Source organism: Gardnerella piotii (genome assembly GCF_049815665.1).
Taxonomy (GTDB): domain Bacteria; phylum Actinomycetota; class Actinomycetes; order Actinomycetales; family Bifidobacteriaceae; genus Bifidobacterium; species Bifidobacterium piotii.
This window is the reverse complement of sequence record NZ_CP187450.1, coordinates 1349697-1373252: the sequence shown is the minus strand read 5'-3', so window position 1 is coordinate 1373252 and position 23556 is coordinate 1349697. Positions and strand designations below refer to the sequence as shown.

The window sequence follows — 23556 nt, the reverse complement described above, 5'->3', positions numbered from 1 at the left end:
AAATAAAACGTAAACCCACAAACAAAGGAAATAAAATGACAAAATACTTATTTGATGAGCTTGCACAAAATCCACATATTTTAGTTTTTGCAGGGCAATCCACGCCTTGGGTTCAAGCGTTAAAAGACGCGCAAAAAGACGAAGATTTAAGCGCGCAACTACGCGATTACAATAACAGCGCAAAAAATCTTCTAAACAACATATATGCGCAACTTTTAGCAAACGCAGGAAAAGACATAAACGTATTCGACGCTTTGGAATCCACAAATGAGCGCACGCAAGACGCGCAAATAAGCGTTCCAGGAATCGCCTTGGCGCAGCTTGCAGCTGTTAGTGATTTTACAAATCTTGGGTACAATTTTGAAGTTTGCAAGCCAATCGCAAGTCTTGGTCATTCTCAAGGCGTGATTGCTGCAAAAATGGTAGAAGCGCGATTAGAGGCTGGTTCTTGGCAGGCAGCGCAAGGCAAAATCGCGGAACTTTTGGCGATTGCATACATAATTGGAGCGGCTGCAGATCGCGAAGCGCGGCTTTTGGAAATAAGTGGAAACGGCTCTGCAACTCCAATGCTTTCATTAAAAGGCGTAACTCAAAAACAGGCAGAAGTTTTGATTTCGCGCGTGGATCGTAAGCGTGCTGAAGTTTCGATAGCAGTTAAAAATTCGCGAAATCACATGGTGTTATCTGGCTATCCGCAAGACATGGAGGCTGTTTTAAGCGAAGCGCAAAAAGAAGCGGCTCATTCTAAAAAATTACGAGATATGAAGATGCGCGGCGGATCGGTTTTTGCGCCAATCGCAGAGTATTTAGATGTTACAGTGCCATTCCACTCGCCAATGATGAGCAAAGCTGTAGATAACGCTGAAAAATGGGCAAAAGAAGCTGGGTTAAATGCCGATCTTACTAGAAGTCTTGCAAATCAAGTTTTAGTAGAGCAAGTGGATTGGGCAAGTCAAATCAAAAAAACTTTGGCAAATCTGGGCGAATCTGCTAAAGATTTGTGGGTAATCGACATGGGCCCTGGAGAAGTGCTTGGAAAGCTTACAAGCGTGCTGGTTCAGGGAAGTGGCGCTGGAATCGTAGAAGCTGGAACAATGGCGTCTCGCGCTAATGCGTCTACACTGGACGCTTCTTCTGCAAATTCTTTGCGCACGGGATGCTGGGCGGATTTTGCACCACGCGTAGTAGAAACGCCATTAGGAAGCAAAGTAGTTACAAAGTTTAGCAAGCTAACAGGCAAAGCTCCTGTTCTTCTTGCAGGCATGACTCCAACAACCGTAGATCCGCAAATCGTTGCAGCTGCTGCAAACGCGGGATACTGGGCAGAGCTTGCAGGCGGTGGCCAAGTAACAGAAGAAGTGTTTAACAAGCACGTGGAAATGCTCCAAAAGCAGCTAAAAGAGGGAGCAACTGTAGAATTCAACGCCATGTTTATGGACCGCTATTTGTGGAATTTGCAATTTGGAGCCAAGCGCATAGTTCCAAAAAAGCGCGCTTCGGGAGCGCCAATCGACGGCGTTGTAATATCTGCAGGAATCCCAGAGTTAGACGAAGCTAAGGAACTTGTTAAAACTCTTCAAGAAGACGGATTCCCGTATGTTGCTTTTAAGCCAGGAACAGTAGAGCAGATTCGTCAAGTTATTCGCATTGCAAAAGCTGTTAAGCCAGCAACGATTATTGCGCAAGTAGAAGGCGGATCTGCAGGCGGCCACCACTCTTGGGAGTCGCTAGATGATTTGCTTATTAGCACTTATGCTCAAGTGCGCGAATGCAATAATTTGGTGCTTGTAGCAGGTGGCGGAATCGGTACTCCTTCGCGTGCTGCCGATTACATTAGTGGCGAATGGTCCAATAAGTACGATTTGCCAAATATGCCTGTAGACGCCGTAATGATTGGCACAGCAGCAATGACAGCAAAGGAAGCGCACACAAGTCCGCAAGTTAAGCGCATGTTGGTGGAGACGCCTGGAATCACAGAAGCAAATGATGCATGCGTTGAAGGTCTTGGTGCAAGTGAAGATCCGTTTGCTCCGATTGGCGAGCGCTGGGTGCCATCTGGAAAGGTTGTTGGCGGAGTAACAAGCGGATTAAGCCATTTGCACGCAGATATTTACGAGATTGAAAATGCGTCTGCGCGTTGTGGAAGGCTTCTTGTTCACATGATGAAGCATCCAGAAGAGCTTGAATTACGCAAAGACGAGGTTATTGCTGCTCTTAACACAACAGCAAAGCCGTATTTTGGCAATGTTGAAAGCATGACGTACCAGCAATTTGCTCAGCGATTCCTCGACTTATGCTACCCGTGGGCGGATTCCACATACGCGGATCGCTACGCTCATTTGCTTAAGCGAATCGAAGCGCGTTTTGCGTTGCAAGATTCTGGCGAATTTGAGTCAAGCTTGCCTTCTGCTAAAAGCATTTTTGAAAATCCTCAAGAAGCTTTGAACAATCTTATTGAAAAGTTCCCAGATGCAGCGCAAACAAACGTTATTCCAATGGATGCCGCATGGTTCCCAACTTTGGTGCGCGAATACCCTAAGCCAATGCCGTTTGTGCCAGTAATCGACAACGATTTGCTTCGCTGGTGGGGTCAGGATCAGCTTTGGCAGTCGGAAGATTCGCGATACTCAGCAGATGCTGTTCGCGTAATTCCAGGGCCGATTTCTGTTGCTGGAATAACAACAATGGACGAGCCAATCGCAGATATTTTGGGAAGATTTGAAGATGCGGTTATAAAACGTTCTATGGCTGCTGGCGATTCTAGAGTTTCTCTTGCGCAAAGTGCATTTAGCCAAATCGCGTGCGCAAAAAACGTTGAAGAATACGTGCGCGCATGCCCGAATATCTCTTGGATTGGTCACCTAACTTCTAATCCTGCTTATAAAACGCAAAATAATAGCGAAAACTACGTTATAAGCGTTGTTAGTGAAGAAGATAGCGTAATTAAGCTTGATTTAGACATTAAATTAGACACATTCTGGGATAATTTAAGCGGAAATGATTCAAGCGCTAACGATTCAAGCAAGAATGAGAACAGCAATAAGAATCACGCTGTGCGAAACATTGTGATTCCGCTTATTGTAGACGCAAATCGCGCAGGAGGCGTGCCAGTAGTAGATAGAGAGCGCTTGCCAAAGCACGTTTATAAGATGCTTGCAGCTACAGCAGGCATTGGAAACGTTGCGATTACGGGAGATGCTTTAAGCGAAATGCCTAAAGTTGATGAAAGCGAGCAAAGCGAAGAATCGCCATTTGGCGTAGTAAAGTCTTCGTACACGCTTTCTAGAAATCTTGGAATCGATCACGAATCTGCTACAGCTGGGCGACTTTCTGGCGGTCTTCAAGCGTCTAAAATCGTGCCAGACGCGCTAGTTGGTCCTGCTTGGCCAACAATTTATTCTGCTTTGGGATCTGTAATGGTAAATGGATACCCAGTAATCGAAGGATTGCTTAACGCGGTTCATTTAGATCACTTAATAGAGTTAGACGTTTCAAATAGCGATTTGAACAAGCACGTGGGCGAGCGCGTAAACCTTGTTGGTTGGGCAGAAGATTATGCCGAGTCAGCTTCTGGGCGAGTAGTGACAATACACATAATTCACAATGCGCAAGACGGAACGCGTTTAGCTCACGAAACAGAGCGATTTGCGATTCGCGGACGCAGCTACAGTTCAGCGCTGCCAAAGCCTGCTGCACAATACGGAGCTGCCGCGGAATTGCACGGATATGATGTGGATGCAACTCCTAGAAGAATGCTTAGAAGAGTTGTTTTGAGCGCGCCTAAAGACATGACGGCGTTTGCGCGCACTTCTGGCGATTTTAATCCAATTCACACTTCTTACAGAGGCGCTGCAATATCTGGGCTTAAAGCTCCGCTTGTACACGGAATGTGGCTTTCGGCGGCAGCTCAGCACGTTGCGCAAGCTGTTGACGAAAAAGGCGCGCGCTACGAGTTAATTGGCTGGACGTACAACATGTACGGCATGGTGCAGCTTAACGACAAAGTTGAGATAACTGTTGAGCGCGTAGGAAAAGTTCGACGTGCAGGGCTTGCGCTAGAAGTAACGTGCCGCGTAAATGGGCAAATTGTTTCTAAGGCCAGCGCTCTTACAAGCTCGCCGCGCGCCGCCTTTGTGTACCCAGGCCAGGGTATTCAAAAGCAAGGTATGTCGCTAGATGAGCGCGCAAAATCGCCAGCTGTGCGCGAAACTTGGCAGCGCGCAGATAAGCTTACTCGTGAAAAGCTCGGATTCTCCATTCTTGCTGTTGTTCGAGATAATCCTAAGGAATTAACAGCAAATGGCGTAACGTATCGTCACCCAGAAGGCTTGCTTAACTTAACGCAATTTACGCAAGTTGCGCTCGCTACTGTTGCTTTTGCGCAAACTGCTCGCTTGCGTGAAGCTGGATGCGATATTTGGCCAGCTTACTTTGCAGGCCATTCTCTAGGTGAATACAATGCGCTAAGTTCCTTCGCTCAAATCATTCCGCTAGAAACCGTGTTGGAGCTAGTTTTCCACCGCGGATCCACTATGCATCATTTGATTGAACGAGATGCGCAAGGCAGATCTAACTATAGAATGGGAGCTTTGCGTCCAAATCAGTTTGGCGTAGGAGACGATGGCGTAAACGCGTACGTTGAAGGAATCTCTAAGCAAACTGGCGAATTCTTGCAAATCGTAAACTACAATTTGGCAGGTCAGCAATACGCGATTGCTGGAACAATAAAAGGTCTTAAAGCCTTGGCCGAAGATTCCGCTAAGCGTGCTAAAGAATATGGCGGAAAGCCGCCGTTTATTTTGGTTCCAGGAATTGATGTGCCATTCCATTCCAAGCTGCTTAGAAAAGGTGTGCCAGAGTTCCGAGATAAGCTAGATTCGCTTCTTCCAAAGCATATTGACTACTCGGTGCTTGTTGGGCGCTACATTCCAAACTTGGTTGCATGCCCGTTTGAGCTTACGCGCGAATTTGCGCAAAAGATTCTAGACGTTGTGCCTTCAAAGCGAATTGAAGCGGCTTTACAAGATGATGCAACTTGGGATTCTTATGCTGCTGATGAGCAAAAGCTTGGCAGATTGCTTCTTACGGAGCTTCTTTCTTGGCAGTTTGCTTCCCCTGTTCGTTGGATTGAAACGCAAGCGCTTATGTTCTCTAGTGAATCTTGCGGTGGATTAGGCGTAGAAGAATATGTTGAAGTTGGTTTAGCGAATGCTCCAACTTTGGCAAATCTTGGTACAAAAACGCTTGCATTGCCAGAGTTTAGTAGTCAGCGTGTTGCTGTTTATAACGTTGGGCGAGACGAGAGTCGTGTTTATAAAACAGACACAGATTCGCTTGTGCCAGAAGTTTTTGAAGACGATGAAAGCGCGGTTAATGACGCGTCGGTTGCTGGCGATTCTTCCCAAGCTGCTGCACAAAAGTCGCAAGCAGCCGAAACGGCAAGTGCTGCGTCTGCTCAAATAAATGCAAATAATAATGCAAATAATTCTGCAAATAATTCTGTGCAAAATACACAAAATGTGCCATCTGGCTCTGTTGCAGATATTGCATTTAAGGCGTCGGATGCTATTGAAATGCTGATTGCATACAGTGCTAAGATTCGCGCTGACCAAATTGGCGCTGCCGACACAACGGATACGCTAACAAACGGCGTATCTTCTAGGCGAAACCAGCTTTTAATGGACATAAGCTCCGAGCTTGGCGTGCCTAGCGTGGACGGCGCTGCAGAAGCTCCGATGAGCGCTCTTAGCAAGCTAGTAAACTCCGCTGCTCCTCGCTACAAGGCTTTTGGTGCCGTTCTTAGTGACATTGTAAGGCAAAGTTTAAGGTCGCTTTTTGGCGCAGCTGGTGTAAAGCCTGCTCAAGTAGATAAGCGCATTACGGAAGTCTATAAGCTTGGCGAAGGCTGGCGCGCGCACGTTTTGGCGGCTCTTGTTTTGCAAACGCGATCTGGCGCAAGCGTTCGCGGAGGCGATTTGGCTCAGCTTTCTACAGAGCCAGCAAAGAACGCTTCTGCAGCTCAAGCGTTGATTGATTCTGCGATTAATCAAGTTGCTAAACAGCACGGAATTACTCTTGCTCAGCCAGGTTCTGCAGGCTCTGGCGCTGCAGGCGGTGCGGTTGTTGATTCTGCGGCGCTTGACGCTTTTGCTCAACAGGTTGTTGGCGCGGATGGCGTTTTGGCTGCTACTGCTAAGTTTGTGCTAGCAAAGCTTGGTGTTGAAGAGCCTAAAGTGCAAGATGAAGCGGATGAAAATGCGGCTGTTGTTGCAGCTGTAGAAGCTGAGCTTGGAGCGGATTGGCCAAAGCAAGTGGAGCCTCGATTTGATGAGCGCAAGGCGATTCTTTTCGACGATCGATGGGCTAGCGCTCGCGAAGATTTGGCGCGTATCTACTACAATTCTGAGTATAATTCTTGCGCAAATAATTCCGAAGATCTTAAGCAAGTTAGCGAAATTTTGAACCGCTACGGTAGCTTTGTTGGATTAGGGAGCGCAATCTCTAGCGAAGCTGAGTGGTTTGCTAAAAAGTGCAAGGATAATAAGTGCAAGGATAATAAGAGCAACGATAATAAGTTCAACGTATTGTCTTCTATTTTTGAGCAAGTTGCAAAAGATGCTCTAAAGTCTACTGGCGATTTGCCAAAGTCGCGTAATCATGAGAATTATGGAGACGATTCGCAAATCTTCTCCAATTGCTTTGAAGGAGATGTTGCTGTTGTAACAGGCGTTGCGCCAAATTCGATTGCAGCACGAGTTGTGACTGGTCTTCTAGAAGGCGGAGCTACGGTTATTGCCACTTCTCACAGCTTTAAGCCGAGTGTAAAAAAGTGGGCTAAAGAAGCTTACAGACTTCACTCAACAGCTTCGGCTAAATTGTGGCTTGTTCCAGCAAACTTGTCTAGTTATCGAGATGTTGACGCTCTTGTAAAGTGGGTTGGCACAGTTTCTAAGAAGGTTAGTGGCGCTACAACCACCATTTTGAAGCCTGCTTACAATCCAACTCTGTTCTTCCCATTTGCAGCTCCGCCAGTTAGTGGAACTTTGGCGGATTCTGGTGCGCTTTTTGAATCGCAATCCAGGCTTATGCTTTGGGGTGTTGAGCGCGCAATCGCAGGATTTGCGCAAATCGGAGCAGATACAGATGTAAAGCATTGTATGCACGTTGTGTTGCCAGGATCGCCTAATCGCGGTATTTTTGGCGGCGACGGAGCTTATGGCGAAGTCAAGAGCGCATTCGATGCCATTGTTAACCGCGCGCATGCAGAAAAAGTGTGGTCGAATCGCGTAACTTTTGCTCATCCAAAGATTGGCTGGGTGCGCGGAACTGGCTTAATGGGTGCAAATGATCCTCTTGTGGAAGCTGTTGAAAGCCGTGGCTTAAAAACCTTTACAACAAGCCAGATGGCAAATCTTTTGCTTGACTTGTGCACTAAAGATGCGCGCGAGCTTGCTGCAAAGGCGCCTCTAGACGTTGATTTAACAGGTGGATTAGGCTCGGAGCCGCTTGACTTGAACGAGCTTAAAGCGCAAGCTTTGCAAGAGAATAGTCGTAAGCAGGCTAATCAGAATGCTGCAAACGATTCTTCAATCAAGTCTGAAGTCAAGTCTCTAAATAAGGCGCTTCCGTCTCCAAATATTCCAACTCAAGCAAAAGTTAATTTGGAAGATTGGAAGAACGTAACAGCAAAGCCGCAAGACCAAATCGTTATAGTTTCTGTTGGCGAGATTGGCCCTTGGGGTTCTGGTCGTACGCGCTTTAGTGCCGAGCAGTCAATCCAAGATGACGGAACGGTTTCGCTTTGTGCAGGCGCTGTTTTGGAATTGGCTTGGAGCATGGGCTTGCTAACTTGGCAAGATTCGCCAAAGCCAGGATGGTACGATGCGGAAGGCACGCTTGTGCCAGAAGAAGACATTGCAGAAAAGTATCGCGACGAAGTAGTAGCTCGCTCGGGAATAAGGCCGTTTGAGACTGGTATGGGCAGCGACTACAAGGATGGAGCGAACGAAGAAGAAGCCGAAATCTTCCTCGACCACGATGTATCTTTCAACGTTGCTACAGAGCAAATTGCGCGCGAATATGTGGCGCTAGACGAAGAGCACACAGAGATTTCTAGCGACCCAGAGTCTGGCGAATGGATTGTTACGCGCAAAGCTGGATCCATGATTCGCGTGCCAAGGCGAGCAGCCATGACGCGCACTGTTGGTGGGCAATTGCCTAAGGGCTTCGACCCATTAAAGTGGGGTATTCCAGCTTCGATGGTTGGAAGCGTAGATCCGATTGCGCTTTGGAACATAGTCTCTACTGTTGATGCCTACATTTGCGCAGGATTTACGCCTTCGGAAATTTTGCAAGCTGTGCATCCGTCTCTTGTTGCATCGACTCAAGGCACAGGATTTGGCGGAATGACGTCTATGCGAAAGCTGTATTTGGATAGATTCCTAAATCACGAAATTCCTACAGACGTGCTTCAAGAAGCATTGCCAAATGTTGTTGCAGCTCACGTAATGCAAACGTATATTGGCGGATATGGAAACATGATTCAGCCAGTATCGGCATGTGCAACTGCTGCAGTTTCGCTAGAAGAAGGCGTTGATAAGATTGCGCTCGGCAAGGCCGACTTTGTTGTAACGGGTGCGATTGACGATATTGGCGTGGAGTCCGTGGTTGGCTTTGGCAATATGAACGCTACTGCAAACAGCGAGGAAATGTACGAAAAGGGCATAAATCCGCGATTCTTCTCGCGTGCGAATGATCGCAGGCGCGGAGGATTCTTGGAAGCGCAAGGCGGCGGCACGATTCTTATTACACGAGGAGATATTGCGCTTAAGCTTGGCTTGCCTGTTGCTGGCGTAGTTGGATTCATTCACTCATACGCGGATGGTATTCACACTTCGATTCCAGCTCCAGGATTGGGCGCGCTTGCTGCAGGATTGGGCGGCCGCGATTCCAAGCTTGTGCACGATTTGGCGGCGCTTGGCGTTACTCCAGACGATATTGCTGTTGTTTCTAAGCACGATACGTCTACAAACGCAAACGATCCGAACGAGTCCGAGTTGCACAATACGCTTGCGCACGCGATTGGGCGCACAAGCGGAAATCCGCTATTTGTGATTAGCCAAAAGTCGCTTACTGGCCACGCAAAGGGTGGCGCATGCGTGTTCCAGATTAATGGCTTGACTCAGCTGTTTAGAAGTGGGTGGGTTCCAATCAACGCTTCGCTTGATTGCGTGGATCCTAAGCTTGCGCGCGACGACCACATGGTTTGGTTGCGAAATAGGATTCACATTGGCTCCGTTAAAGCGGCTCTTGCTACATCGCTTGGATTCGGGCATGTTAGCGGATTTGTGGCTCTTGTGCATCCTGGCGCGTTTGAGGCTGCTGTGGCTTCTAGCGCTGGAGTGGATGCGCTTAACGAGTGGCGAGCAAAGGCAAATGCGCGATTGGCTGCAGGCCAGCGACTTTTGCAAGAGGGCATGATGGGCCATGTGCAACTGTTTGAGCCTGTGCAAAATCGCCGTTTGCTTAAAGACGGCACGCGCATGCCAGATGGGTCGCGCTACGATGGTCATGAAGCAGAAAAAGCTATGCTGCTAAACCCAGATGCTCGCTTAGATGCAAGTGGCTATTATTGCTAACGAATCGACGATTTCGCGTGCTAAGCTTTGAACGCGAAGGCAGGTCGTGTCGTTCGCGCGGTAGAGATTCGAGATTTTTCGACGCTATCGAGGTGTATCGTTAGCGCGGTCTAAGCGCGCGAACGTCTTCGCCGCGCAGAAGCAGTGCTTCTGCCTTGAGCGGCTCAGCGCTCTATTCCTCGCGGCTATTAGTAGCCGCTCGGCTGATTTGGCATGTAAAGTCCACTGGACTTTACATTTGAGCCAAATCACGCTTTGAAGGAGCTTGAAATGCGTTATGCAATTTCAAGCTCAGTCAAAGCGCCTCTCGTGCTACGCTTTAAGCGAAAAGGCAGGTCGTCGCGCGCTATAGCAGTTAGGAAGTGAGTTCAATGATTGCAGGCATTGGTTGCGATGTTGTTAATGTTGCGGATTTTGCGCAGCAAATGCAAGATGGCAATGGGTGGCGCTCGCTATTTTCTACGCGTGAGCTTAGGCAGTGCGCTATGCGAGCACACTTAAAAAACGACGCTGAGGCGATTCATATTGCGGCTCGCTGGGCTGGTAAAGAGGCGGTTATAAAAGCGTGGTGCGAAGCGATGAGCACTCTTGGTTTGCAATATCCGTATACTTTAGACAACACTCCTTGGGCAAGTATTGAGATTTTAGATGATTCGCATGGATGCCCAAGCGTTCATCTTGATACTGCTGTTAACGAGAAGCTTATGCAATCTTTGAGCACGGTTCCTATGATTAAGACGCAGAATGGTCTTTCTATTAGATGGCATGTTTCTTTGAGTCACGATGGTTTGCTTGAAGACGCATCTGCAATCGCCTTTGCGTTTGTGATTCTAGAAATAGCTTAGATATTTTGCGATTTGCACTGCCTGGTTTTGTTTCTTTTCCCGCGTTTGTTCCTTTTTTGGGTCAAATGGTAAACAAAAGCAGGCATGTCATCGTGTGTTACAACGCTCTTGAGTATCTAAGTGGAGTGTCGAAAGTTGCTTTAGTTCTAAACAGTCTGTATAATTAATCGAGTTGCTGTTTTGCAAGGTAACTAATAGCTTGCAAAATTCGCATATTGCGGATGTAGCTCAATGGTAGAGTATCAGTCTTCCAAACTGATGACGCGGGTCCGATTCCCGTCATCCGCTCCACTTTTTACATTTTCATTCGCTTTTTCATTCCTATTTGATTCCGTTCTTGCTTTAGTACACACATGTTTTAATCTGTTTGCGCATGTTGGTATTGTTGTAACAGTTAAACACGTAAAACATGTGTCTGGAGGGATTTTGGGACAGTTTATTGTACGTGTAATTGCAAGTTTAGTTTCTATAGCAACAGCTCTTGTTGTAAATTCTGCTCCTGCGTTTAAAGTAGAAAATCGTTTGGATTTTAAGAATGTTGCTTCCAAAGTCGCAGATGGTGAAAATAGTGCGGAATTGTCAGATAATGGCACTAACACTGTTGAAGAAGATCAATTAAATGCGTTTTCTAATGGCGATTCACGCAATGATTCTAAGTTGCCTAAAAAAGTGGCATCTTCCTTTACAAACAAAGACGAAGTTGTTTCTTCAAAGTATGCGATTGCAGATAATGGAGAATTAAAGTCAATTAAAACTGGCCAAACTGTTACCGACTCTAAGCTTGTTGGAACTAAAGATAAGCAGCCAGATCCACTCGCTAAAAGTAACGGTGAGCGCTTTACGCCTATAACTGTTGGCGATTTGCGAAAAGAGATAAAGCGCGAAAATTCGGGCAGTACTAATGCTGATTTTTATACCGCCAATAACACTCCGATTTCTAGCAAAAAGCGTGTTGAAAATAAGCGTTCTCTTAGAAGAAACAAGGTTGTTCTTATAAGCTCTAATCAAAAAAATCCCGAAGAAACTGACTCAAGCGAAAAGAGCCAGGAGTCACAAGCTTTAGAATCTAGAACATCCACGTATACAACTTATGGCTCTGTGCGTAAGATTTCTTTGCCAACAAACGGCTTTGGCACTAGGTGGGGAGACTACAACGGAACTCAGGCATTCTATGATGGCAATGGAAGCCTGTTTGCGTACAATGCTAGTGGCGTGATTGATGTTTCCGAACATCAAAAAGAAATTAACTGGGCTGCAGCTAAGGCAGCTGGCGTAGAAGGCGCGATTATACGAATTAGTTACGGATGGGAAAACGGCTACGATAAATACGCTTTGCGAAATATTAGAGAATGCAAGCGTTTAGGCATTCCGTTTGGAATCTACATGTATTCTTACGCCGAAAAACCAGAAGATGGTGCTAACGAGGGCGCAGACGTTGCAAGTCTTCTTAGGCGTGCAGGCGTTAGCCCAGGCGACCTTTCTTATCCTGTTTACTACGATCTTGAAAAATGGGTTTGGGCTGGCCACACTGCTCCAACTAGCCCATACGTTTACCAAAACATTGTTTCGTCTTGGTGGAATCAGCTGTATAACGCAGGATACACAAATCTTGGCATTTACTCATATGCAAACTATTTGAAAGGCCCGCTTAATTCGCAATACATTCACGATCGAGCAAGTTGGGTTGCTAGCTACGGCGCAACTCCGCTATTTAACATTAGAACGTCGTTGCGCGGATGGCAGTACACGTCTAAGGCTCGCATATCTGGTATTGATGGAAATGTTGACGTTAGCGCGTTTGGAACTGGTCCAAATTCTCCAGTAACGCAAACTAGCGTAGACTTTACGTGGATTATTCGCAATAACGATATTGCTGTTGGAGCTGCTGTTACAGGCAATTTGAATAGACACTTGGAATATCGTTGGCTTTCTTACGATTTATCCACTAAGCAATGGAATACAATCTCCGATTGGAGTGTTGGCAATTGGGCATCTTGGGTAACAAGCAATGGCGATTATTGGCTTCATTGCGAAGTTCGCGATTCTTACACTTATAAGTCGCTTGGAACTAAAACAATTGCCTTCCACTACCAAGTAAACAATCCTGTTGAGCCTGAGTTTGTTGAAAAAACGATTGTTTCTGGAACTTACGCAGCTTGGCAAGGAAGTAGCGTTCTATTAGGCGCTGTAACGAATAATCCTAGTGGATATACGATTATTAAGATTTACGATTATAACGCTAAGCAGTGGGTGAGCCAATTTAAGGGGCCGTGGGCTTTGTGGAGTCCTCATCCTGGAATCTATTGGACTCATTTCGAAGCATATTCAAAAGATGGTAAGCTTCAAGACACTAAGACTTATGCTTTTGGAGTGTGATTCTTAATCTTTATATAACTTTATGTAAAGATAGAAAAAGTCAGTAAATAAAATAAAAAGACCGTGCGTAAACAGCTCGGTCTTTTTGTTAAATTAAGTTATTAATTTATTTTACTAATCTTCAAACAAATCTTTAGATATAATAATGCGATTTTCAGCAACCTGCTTTAAGTGCTTGCCATAATTGCTTTTACCATATTTTTCTGCAGACTCAAGCAAACGCTCGCGACTAATCCACTGATTCTCGTACGCAATCTCCTCAAGCACTGCGATTGGCAGCCCTTGCGCTCGCTCTATTGTGCGCACAAATTCGCCCGCTTCGTAAAGCGAGTCCATTGTGCCAGTGTCTAGCCACGCGTATCCGCGGCCAAGAGTCATAACGTTTAGAGAGCCATTTTCTAAGTACATTTTGTTAAGGTCTGTAATTTCAAGTTCTCCGCGCGCGCTCGGCTTAACTTGTTTTGCAAACTCTGTAACTCTGGAATCGTAGAAGTATAAGCCTGTAACAGCATAATTCGATGCTGGATGTTCTGGTTTTTCTACTATGCTAACGGCCTTGTGATTTTCGTCAAATTCCACAACACCGTATCTTTCTGGGTCGTCTACGTAGTAGCCAAATACTGTAGCGCCGTGTTCTACGTGTGCAGCGCGCTTTAGAATTGCTCCCAAGCCATTTCCGTAGAATATATTGTCTCCAAGAACAAGCGCGCAAGAATCGCCATTTATAAACTCTTCTCCGATTATAAATGCTTGAGCAAGTCCGTCTGGCGATGGCTGAACTTTGTAAGATAAGTTGATTCCAAATTGCTCTCCGCTTCCAAGCAGCCTTTCAAAATTCGGCAAGTCTTGAGGAGTGGAAATCACAAGAATATCTCGGATTCCAGCCATCATAAGCACGCTAAGAGGGTAATACACCATTGGCTTATCGTAAACTGGCAAAAGCTGCTTAGACGTTACTGTAGTAAGTGGGTATAGGCGTGTGCCAGAACCGCCAGCAAGAATAATGCCTTTCATCTTTGAAACATCCTTTACTTGTTGTTTTGTTCAATTCTATTTACGTAAGATTCAAGCAAATCTTCCCAATCGCCTGGCGTAAATCCAGTGGACTCGATTTTTTGCAAGTCAAGTGCGCACTTGTGTGGTCTAGGAGAGCCATTAGATATGCGCGTGTAATCGTCTACGCGATTTGCTTCGATTTTGCTTGTGTCTACATTAAGTTGTGTAAACACTTTTTTAGCAATATCGTGCCAAGACGCGATTTTGCCAGATCCTGTAAGATTGTATGTTCCGTATTGTGCCTGAGTGTTTAGAAGATGGAACATGCCTTTTACTAAGTCGCTTGCAAAAGTGAGTCTGCCAGTTTGATCTATTGGTGCTTGAACACTAACAGATTCGCCATTTTTGCAACGGTTTGCAAAGTCAATCATTCGCGTTACAAAGTTTCGTCCTTGCCCAACAATCCAGCTTGAGCGAATAATATAATGCTGTGGAACATTTGCTACTAGAGAATCTGCTGCAGCTTTTGTTTCGCCGTACACGCCTAGTGGCGCAAAGTCTTCGTTTTCTTTGTGATTTTCTTGAGTGCCGTCAAAAACATAGTCGCTTGAAATATGCACAAGAGTAATGTGGTGTTCTTGCGCAATTTTTGCAAGATTTGCCACTCCTTTAACGTTGCTATTCCACGCGGCTCTTCGCCCTTGTGGCGTTTGCGCGCCATCTACAGACGTGTATGCTGCAGTGTTAATAATCGTTCCGTACAAATCCCAGTCGTAGCTGTTGTAATCGTCTTTATTTGCTATATCGAAGCTATCTAAGTCTACGTACTCAAATCCTTCTAAATCATGCTCTTTAGCATAGTTTTGTATTGCACGACCAAGTTGACCGTTGCATCCAGTTACAAGAGTGCGTTTTGGCGCCATTGGCTTTGCGTCTTTTAGCATTGGATGGTGTAAGTCTGCTTCGCTGCGCTCGGATTCTTCGAGCGGTATTGGCCAGTTAATGTGTAAATCTGGGTCTGCAAGGTTTACAAAAGTGTATGTTTTCTTTTGCTCTAACGACCAGTGTGCATTTACTAAGTAAGTGTATGCTGTGCCGTCTTGCAGTGCTTGGAAGCTGTTTCCTACGCCTCTAGGCACGTAGATTGCTTTGCTTGGGTTTAGTGTGGTTGTGTACACTTGACCGAAGCTTTGCCCTGGTCTTAAATCTACCCATGCGCCAAATACTTCGCCAGTAGCAATGCTTATGTATTTATCCCATGGTTCTGCGTGGATGCCTCTGGTTACTCCGCGTTTTTCGTTGAACGAAATGTTGTTTTGCACAGGCCCAAAGTCGGGGAGACCTAGAGCCGTCATTTTAGCGCGCTGCCAGTTTTCTTTGAACCATCCGCGGTTATCTCCGTGCACTGGAAGATCGAACACGATTAAACCTGGAATATTGGTTTTTGTAACGCTTAGTTCTTTTTCAAATTCCATAGCATCCTGCAAATTCTTTATTTTTATTAGATTTATGACTATTTTTGGCTAGATTTGCAAACTATTACATACAAGTTGCATGCAATCTTCGTACAAGCAAGCTTGACTTTTATGTGATTCACTGTCCTTGAGCTTTATATTTCGCTTCGGTTGCGCTTTTAGCGCCTTCCCACCATGCTCGATTTTCTGTGTACCATTTGATTGTTTGCTCTAAGCCTGTTGTAAAGTCTGTGTGCTTTGGCTTCCATCCAAGCTGCGTTTGCAATTTTGTGCTATCGATTGCGTAACGGCGATCGTGGCCTGGGCGATCTTTTACAAGGTCAAAGTCGTCTGCATCTTTGCCCATCATTTCTAGAATCATGCGCAAAACTGTTATATTGTTTTTCTCACCGTTCGCACCAATCAGGTACGTGTTTCCAAGTTCTCCCTTTGTTAGGATTGTCCAAACAGCGCTGCTGTGGTCTTCAGTGTGAATCCAATCTCGCACGTTTAATCCTTGGCCGTATAGCTTTGGTCGAATACCCTCTAAAATATTTGTGATTTGTCGAGGAATAAACTTTTCAACATGCTGGTATGGTCCGTAGTTGTTTGAGCAGTTGCTGATTGTTGTGTGCAAACCGTATGTGCGGGTCCATGCGCGTACCAGCATATCGCTTGCAGCTTTTGTGGAGCTGTATGGGCTGGATGGGTGGTATGGCGTTTCCTCTGTGAATTTGGCTGGGTCATCTAATGCCAAATCTCCGTACACTTCATCTGTGGAAATGTGATGGTATCGAATGCCGTACTTTCTAACTGCTTCTAGAAGTCTAAAAGTGCCTTCAACGTTGGTTTTAAGGAATGGTTCAGGGTCTGCAATGCTGTTGTCATTATGTGATTCTGCAGCGTAGTGCACAATAGCGTCGTGATCTGGAACAAGCTTATCTAAAAGCTCAGCATCGCAAATATTGCCGTGCACAAAATCAACTCTGTCTTCTGGCAATCCTGCGATATTTTCAATATTTCCGGCGTACGTTAACGCGTCTAATACTGTTACGTGCGTTTCTGGGTGATTGTTCACTACGTAGTGCACAAAATTAGACCCAATAAAGCCACATCCGCCAGTTACAATTATGTTTTTTGGCTCAAGGTTTGTTGTGTTACTCATGTTTTCCATAATATCCTCTTATATGCCTTTTGCTTTTTAGTTTTGATTATTGTTTATGTTTTTTAAGTTTTATTGCTTAAGATTTTCGTTTATGCTTTATTGTTTAAGCTTTCTCGCATTGCGTTAAATGCTGGCTCGGCTTCACCGTCGTAAATCATGTGTGAATGAGACAGCACTATGCAGCGAGAGCAAAGTTGCTTAATTTGATCTTCGCTGTGCGAAACAATCACCATTGTTTGCCCACGTTTTTGCTGCTCTTTAAGCCTAGTAATGCACTTGTGTTGAAAAGCTTCGTCTCCAACTGCAAGAATTTCGTCGATTAAGAATATGTCTGGATCGCTGTGCGCTGCTACAGAAAACGCTAATCGTAAGAACATTCCAGAAGAGTAGAACTTAACTTCTGTATCCATAAAAGGCTCTATTTCGCTAAAGTCTACTATTGATTGGTATTTATCGTCTATTTCTTCTTTTGTCATTCCAAGAATTGCGCCGTTAAGATACACGTTTTCGCGACCAGTTAAGTCGGCAGCAAATCCTGCTCCAACTTCGATTAGTCCTGCGATTCTTCCGCGCGCACAAACTTCGCCTTCGTCTGGCTGCATAACTCCAGAAAGCATTTTAAGCATAGTAGATTTTCCAGAGCCATTCATGCCTATTAGTCCAACAGTTTCGCCGCGTTTAATAGTAAAACTAACATTGCTTAAAGCTGTAAAGTTTTGTGTCTCGTGCTTTTTAGACGGCGGTGTTAGCAAGTTTACAATCGACTCTTTAATCGAATGATTTGCTCGCAGCGAGAATCGTTTAGTAACGTTAGAAACGCTTAACACAACGTCTTCTGGAAGTGTGTTATAAGGCTTATTCATATATAACTCCTGCTGCTCTTAAAAGTAAAATCCACAAAATCTTAGTAAGCTTAAATTTCTTGAGCAAACTTGCCTTCAAGATGTCTAAATGTAACTTCGCCAATAAGTAGTACAGCAAATGCAACTACAAGGCTTTCGCAAAGTCTTAAAGACCAAGCTCCTGCAAATTGGAAAGTGCGATCTGTGGCATTTAGCCAGAATCCGCGGTGGAATGCTTCAACGCTTATTGCAATAGGATTTGCATAATACATCTCTAAAACCCATCGTGGTGCGTGAGCTGCAACCATTTGCCATGTGTAGAAGCAAGGCGCAAGCCATACAGCAACCATCGCCACTAAGTCTGTAATGTTTTCTGCATCTCTGTAAAAAACGTTTATTGCTCCAAAGAATAATCCAAGACCAAAAGCAAACGTACACACGCTAATAAATCCGATTATTGCCACTATTACGCCTGCAAAATCTGGAATCCACCCCATGCATAAGGCTCCGATTATAAGCACGATTACTTGTGGGAAAAAGTGCACAAAAGCAACTCGTAGCGATGCAAGTGGGAATAGTTCTCTAGGAAGATAGATTTTTTGTATTAAGCCAGCATTAGAAAGTATTGATCTTGTGCAATTAGAGAATGCTTCTACAAAAAAGTTTGTTACTATGATTCCGCTAAAAAGGTACAGTGGGTAGGCTTGAATTCCACCTCCGCGGCCAAGTCCTAAGAAAATTCCCATTGCAACGTAGAACACTACAAATTGTGTTATTGGCTTTACGTACGTCCAAGCCATACCGAGCCAAGAACCGCGATATCTTATGCGTACTTCTTTTTTTACAAGTAAGTCAAGCAAATAAAGGTATCTTGGAATGTCAATCAGACCTTTGCTTCTACCAGGGTGATAGATGGCGTCAGACTTTGTTGTCATCGCTGCCTTTCTTACAAAATTTGCAGTGTGCATGCACGTATAACTTTGTTAAGTTTACATTTGGGGATTGATTTGTGCTAATAACTATCACGTGTTTTGTGTTAGTTTGCTTTTGTTTATAACTTTACTGTGCTTGGCATGTTTGAAAGTTTTTATACGCTGCTAAACTGAAAAATTATGAGTAAGCGAATTCTTGTTACTGGTGCTGGTGGATATATTGGTCGTCACGTTGTTAAAGCTCTTTTAGATGCAGGCGCTAGCGTAATTGCTTCCGACTTGCGTTTAGATGGTGTTGATGAGCGCGCAACGCGTATTGAAGCGAATATTTTTAGCGATGATGCTGATTTGTTTGCAAAGCTTGGGTCTCCAGACGTTTGCTTGCACATGGCTTGGCGCAACGGTTTTAAGCATGCTGCAGACACTCACATGGAAGATTTATCGAATCATTATCGATTTATTCGTCTTATGCTTTCGGGTGGCTTAAAGCAGATTGCTGTTATGGGTTCTATGCACGAAGTTGGCTACTGGGAGGGCGCTATTGACGAGAGCACGCCTTGCAAGCCAGCTTCTATGTATGGCATTTCTAAGAATGCTTTGCGTGAAGCTACTTTGCTTTTGGGCAAAGAGTATGATGCAACTGTTCAATGGATTCGCGCATACTACATTGTGGGCGACGACGCTCGTGGAAACTCTATTTTCTCTAAGCTTCTTCAAGCGTCTCTTGAAGGAAAGAAGACTTTTCCGTTTACTACTGGAAAAAACAAGTACGATTTTATTAATGTAGACGTGTTAGCTAAGCAAATTGCTGCAACTATTTTACAAGATAAAGTAAATGGCGTAATTAATTGCTGCACGGGGGAGCCTGTTTCGCTTGCAGATCGCGTTGAGCGCTACATTCGCGAGAATAATCTTGATATTTCACTTGAGTATGGTGCATTCCCAGATAGGCCATACGATTCTCCAGCAGTTTGGGGAGATAATAGCAAAATCCAAAAGATTATGAGTGATTTTCTAAAATAGTTATTGCAAATCGTCACTTTTCTGGATTTTTTAATGCTAAATTATGGTTTTTAGAAAGGATTAACGTTGCGTGAAACATTGCAAAACGGCAAGCGTCCATGCATATATTTTGTTCTTCCTTGCTACAACGAGGAGCCTGTTCTTCCGCAGACTTCTAGTATTCTTTTAAGCAAAGTTACTTTTCTTATTGAAAATAAGATTATTTCGGATTCTAGCCGTATTCTTTTTGTGGATGATGGTTCTAGAGATTCAACTTGGAATATTATTTGCGATTTACACCAGTCGAATCCTTCGCTTTTTGGCGGTGTAAAGCTTGCGCATAATCGCGGTCATCAAAATGCTTTGCTTGCTGGCTTAACTACAGCATATAAATCGGGTTGCGATGCTGCAATTTCCATGGACGCTGATTTGCAAGACGATGTTGATGTTGTTGATCAATTTATTGCAAAATATGTGGAAGGCTACGAGGTTGTGTATGGCGTTCGCTCTTCTAGAGAAACAGACACGTGGTTTAAGCGCAACACTGCATTAGCTTTTTACAGTGTTTTTAAGTGGATGGGCGCAGAAACCGTTCCAAATCATGCCGATTATAGACTTATGGGCAAGAATGCGTTGAAAGCTCTTTTGGAATATAAAGAAGTTAATCTTTTCTTGCGTGGCATAGTGCCGTCGATCGGCTTTAAGTCAACAAAAGTTGAGTATATACGCGGTAAGCGCAAAGCTGGTGTGTCTAAGTATCCGCTTAAAAAGATGATTTCGTTTGCTATAGACGGCATTACGTCTTTTTCTACTAAGCCTTTGAGTTTTGTAACATTTGCAGGATTCGCGTCTATTTTAGTTTCGCTATGTGTATTTGTTTACGTAATAGCTTCCGTTTTGCAAGGGAAAGCAGTTGCTGGCTGGGGCTCTGTTATGTTCTCAATGTGGTTTATTGGCGGATTGATTATGCTTTCAATCGGCATTGTGGGCGAATATATTGGAAAGATTTATATGGAATCTAAGCATCGCCCACGTTACGAGATTGAAACTACTATTTAGGTATTTAGGTATCTAAATTCTTAACTTCTACTTAGTGCTTATTTTGCACTGGTTCAGAGAATTTTACGACTATATACTTGTTATCTAAAACAGTAGTGCATTTATTTGAAGGCCAAGAAGGCAGATTTTGTACGGCCTTTTCTGCGTTTGTATAAGCGGATGCTAATACAGGAGTTTCCATCTTAAATCCAGTAGCTGAGCGTATGAAACCAGTTTTTACCCATGTGCCGTGAGTAGTTGAGAATCCAATCTCAAACATTGATCGCCCAATAAGTTCAAGCTGATCTGACTTAAATTCACTAGGATTGTAGTCTGCTATGTGATTGCCAACGAATACTACTTTAAGCGGATTTTTATGATTTGCTTGTATTGCTTCTATTCTTCTAGCAACATCTTGAGCAATGTAATAGTCTTGGTTGTAAGTCATGTATTCCGTGTAATACAAGCGATTTACTGTAAACGACTGACTTAATCCAATAATTGCAAGAAGAACGCACGCAATAATCGTTGTTAAAGTCTTTTTGCTAAATTGCATAATGTAATGCAACAAATACATGCATGCAAAAGCGCCAGCAAGAGGGTAGGTTAGTTCTGTTCGCGCAATTCCAGATGTGCCAAGTATTACGCTCATCATCATAGGGCTTGCAGCTATAGCAATAGCAAAAATAATAGTAAAAGCGTTAAGCTTTTTACGAATCACTTGAACAATAATTAACAGCACTAAAGCGATTAATGCGATTGTTATAAATACGCTATGGAATATTGTTCTTCCTAGATACATGCTTTTTGCATGCGAAAGTATAGCATGAATGATTGTTGATATAGGGTCTTTACCCCAACGCATTTGTTCTTTAATGTACGGATCAACGAAGGTGTGGTTAGTGGCGATAACAATTTTGTTCAAAATCGCATAGCATGCATAGCTTGCTATAAACACGCAAATATACGTAAAAACGTAGGCTACTATGTTCTTGAATTTGCATGCATAGCTTCCTTTAACCATTAATGCAATCATTGCTGTTCCAGCAATAAAAACAGTAGTCATCGCTAAGTAGAGAGTAAAACCAAAAACTGCAAAAACAAAAGCCACTAATGCGTATGCTAAAAGAGTTTTAAGTTCTTTACGATTTTGGTACGCGTTATGCGCACACATAAGCGATATGCTAACAAACATTAGCGCACAAGCTACGTCATCTCCCATAAGCAAGAATCCAAGCATTTCTGCAAGAATAGGAGCGCTTATAAACGGAATCATAAATAAAGCTGGGTGGAATTTTGTGCTTGAATTGTGCGCTTTGCTAAACAAGTATGCCCATGTTGTTGCGGAAGCAAAAAATGCAAGAATCATTAAGATTCCAGCTAATGAATTGTTATACCAGTATCTTCCTGTAACGTACTTAAAAGCCAGCAATCCAAAGCGTTCTAGGCGTATCCAAGAATTGTAAAGAGCCTTAGATCTAGAAATCATCTCTTCTGTGTCTATAGAAAAAGTATTAGAAAAAGCTTTTTGACCGTATGCAATAATCAAAAAAATTGCGCTTATTGCAAGTTCAACAACATTAGATTTACAAAAATAAATGAAGTCTTTAAAAGAATATGTTTTTTCTATAATTGCTCTAGTTGTGCTAGTTGAGTTGCTTTTTTTGCCGCATTTTGCAAGTGTAGCTGAATCTTGTAGTTGATTAGTGTTTAATTCTTTAATACAACTAGAGTCTGCTTGATTCATACTACAACCCTTCTATGCGTTTAATCTACATGCGCTACTTACAATTGTATTATAAGATTCTATACATGCTCAACAAGCTATAAGGATTACGTTTAGTAGTACAATAGACATGGTTTGTGCTGTTTTACTGATTAGTGTGCAATGGAGACGATTTATGAATCCTGCAATTTCCATAGTTGTTCCTGCGTATAACAAGGAGCCGTATATTAAGCAATGTATGGATTCACTTATTAATCAAACTCTTAAAGACATTGAGATTATTGTTGTTGACGACGCTAGTACAGATAATACTTTGCAAATTCTTCGCGATTACGAGAAAAAAGATTCTAGAGTAAAAATTATTGCTAAGGCTTTGAATGGCGGATTGCACATGGCTCGTAAAACCGCTGTTAAGGCAACTAGCGGAGATTACGTTCTTTTTGTTGACGCAGACGATGAGATTGAGCTTAAAACTTGCGAAGTTCTTTACTCGTACGTTAGTAGTCATCCCGCAGATATATTGCATTTTGGTGTTTCTATTCATCCAGAAGGCAAATCGGACGAAGATTTTGCATACAGTTACGATCAAATGTATGCGCAAACCAATGGGGATCAATCGGGAGACAATATTATAAAATCGTCGTTCTCTAGCGATTTTCCGCATTGGATGCCTTGGAATGTAATAACAGCACTTTTTAATGGCGATTTAATACGCGCTTCTTTTGAAAAAACAGTTTCTACTAGACTCACTAAAGTCGAAGACGCATACGAATACTTTGTAACGGCATCTTCTGCTAATACTTTGAAGGACTTAACGGCGTTCCGCGCGCTTAAATACCATATTGGCAGAGGAATTTCTGGAAGATCTAAAATAAGCGTTGAAAGATTTAGCACGGAACAGCAATACATTAAAGATGTTGTAAGCGCTGTTTACGATTTTGCTGGCGATTTTGCTAAAGAGTCTTCGATGAAAAGTCACAAGCAAACCGTTGAAGAAGCTGCAAAATGGTTTAATAATCGCGCTTTGAAAATAGTAAAAGATGAGTTCTTTACACGTCTAAAAGTCGAGGATTTTCAAGAAGCCATAAACGCTGTTATTGAAACATGGGGATTAGAGCGTGCGTGCTTGATTGTGCTCGAAGAGCTTGTGCACCTTATGAATCAAGTTGTAGAAGATGATTGCGTAATAAAACACGGCTCCGTTTGTGATGCTCTTCTTAACGTTTACCGAAACATTAAACCAGATAGTTTTAATGGTTCACAGAACGCAACTTATGCTGAGCAAGTAGACTTAATGTCTTTGCATATTATGCAGGTTCATAAGCAAAGATATGAAGAAGAACAAAAGCGTTTGCAAATTGAAGCGCAAAAACGTTACGATGCAATGCCAGCGTATAAGCGTTTTGCAAAAAAGATAAAAAATATGGTTAAAAACTTAACTAAACCAAAGAATGATAAATAAAGTCTAAAAAATAAATTTGCGATTAAACAAATTACAAAATTACACAATAGAATAATCAAAGATAATTAAAGGTAAATCGG

General features: G+C 43.5%; 12 protein-coding genes and 1 tRNA gene. 7 read left to right on the top strand and 6 right to left on the bottom strand.

Annotated elements, in window-relative coordinates; genetic code table 11:
* The first annotated feature begins 35 nt into the window (after window positions 1-35).
* The 4 genes from ACPEIW_RS05525 to ACPEIW_RS05510 all read left to right on the top strand — a co-directional run bounded on the left by ACPEIW_RS05525 (window position 36) and on the right by ACPEIW_RS05510 (window position 12859).
* Window positions 36-9638 (top strand): fatty acid synthase subunit beta domain-containing protein, encoded by a 9603-nt coding sequence (locus tag ACPEIW_RS05525; protein WP_425663526.1) that lies wholly within the window; start codon window positions 36-38, stop codon window positions 9636-9638.
* 371 nt (window positions 9639-10009) lie between these two features.
* Window positions 10010-10483 (top strand): holo-ACP synthase, encoded by a 474-nt coding sequence (locus tag ACPEIW_RS05520; protein ID WP_116438669.1) that lies wholly within the window; start codon window positions 10010-10012, stop codon window positions 10481-10483.
* 217 nt (window positions 10484-10700) lie between these two features.
* Window positions 10701-10774: transfer RNA gene (locus tag ACPEIW_RS05515), tRNA-Gly, on the top strand.
* A 135-nt stretch (window positions 10775-10909) separates the two neighbouring features.
* Window positions 10910-12859: a GH25 family lysozyme gene (locus ACPEIW_RS05510; protein WP_425663524.1), complete on the top strand. Its 1950-nt coding sequence runs from the start codon at window positions 10910-10912 to the stop codon at window positions 12857-12859.
* 114 nt (window positions 12860-12973) lie between these two features.
* On the opposite strand, the gene rfbA is transcribed toward ACPEIW_RS05510, so the two are convergent.
* The 5 genes from rfbA to ACPEIW_RS05485 all read right to left on the bottom strand — a co-directional run bounded on the left by rfbA (window position 12974) and on the right by ACPEIW_RS05485 (window position 18251).
* Window positions 12974-13873, bottom strand: a complete 900-nt coding sequence (gene rfbA / locus ACPEIW_RS05505) for a glucose-1-phosphate thymidylyltransferase RfbA (RefSeq protein ID WP_016636204.1) — start codon at window positions 13871-13873, stop codon at window positions 12974-12976.
* A gap of 14 nt (window positions 13874-13887) precedes the next feature.
* A complete protein-coding gene (locus ACPEIW_RS05500; RefSeq protein WP_016789780.1) occupies window positions 13888-15330 on the bottom strand; it encodes a sugar nucleotide-binding protein in 1443 nt (480 codons plus the stop codon).
* Between the two features lie 118 nt (window positions 15331-15448).
* A complete protein-coding gene (rfbB, locus tag ACPEIW_RS05495) occupies window positions 15449-16483 on the bottom strand; it encodes a dTDP-glucose 4,6-dehydratase (protein WP_425663521.1) in 1035 nt (344 codons plus the stop codon).
* A gap of 80 nt (window positions 16484-16563) precedes the next feature.
* Window positions 16564-17235 carry an ABC transporter ATP-binding protein gene (locus tag ACPEIW_RS05490; RefSeq protein WP_373271617.1) on the bottom strand — a complete coding sequence of 224 codons (672 nt, stop codon included), beginning with the start codon at window positions 17233-17235 and terminating at the stop codon, window positions 16564-16566.
* A gap of 152 nt (window positions 17236-17387) precedes the next feature.
* Window positions 17388-18251, bottom strand: a complete 864-nt coding sequence (locus ACPEIW_RS05485) for an ABC transporter permease (protein WP_004112141.1) — start codon at window positions 18249-18251, stop codon at window positions 17388-17390.
* A 177-nt stretch (window positions 18252-18428) separates the two neighbouring features.
* Between ACPEIW_RS05485 and ACPEIW_RS05480 the strand changes: the two genes are divergently transcribed.
* Both ACPEIW_RS05480 and ACPEIW_RS05475 read left to right on the top strand, forming a co-directional pair.
* Window positions 18429-19271 (top strand): NAD-dependent epimerase/dehydratase family protein, encoded by an 843-nt coding sequence (locus tag ACPEIW_RS05480; RefSeq protein WP_425663518.1) that lies wholly within the window; start codon window positions 18429-18431, stop codon window positions 19269-19271.
* Window positions 19272-19337: 66 nt separating this feature from the next.
* Entirely contained in the window at window positions 19338-20309 is a 972-nt protein-coding gene (locus tag ACPEIW_RS05475) for a glycosyltransferase family 2 protein (RefSeq protein WP_425663516.1), read from the top strand.
* A 31-nt stretch (window positions 20310-20340) separates the two neighbouring features.
* On the opposite strand, the gene ACPEIW_RS05470 is transcribed toward ACPEIW_RS05475, so the two are convergent.
* Window positions 20341-22035, bottom strand: coding sequence for a glucosyltransferase domain-containing protein (locus ACPEIW_RS05470; RefSeq protein WP_425663514.1), 1695 nt, complete (start codon window positions 22033-22035; stop codon window positions 20341-20343).
* A 154-nt stretch (window positions 22036-22189) separates the two neighbouring features.
* Between ACPEIW_RS05470 and ACPEIW_RS05465 the strand changes: the two genes are divergently transcribed.
* Entirely contained in the window at window positions 22190-23476 is a 1287-nt protein-coding gene (locus ACPEIW_RS05465) for a glycosyltransferase family 2 protein (protein WP_116286085.1), read from the top strand.
* Window positions 23477-23556 lie beyond the last annotated feature (80 nt).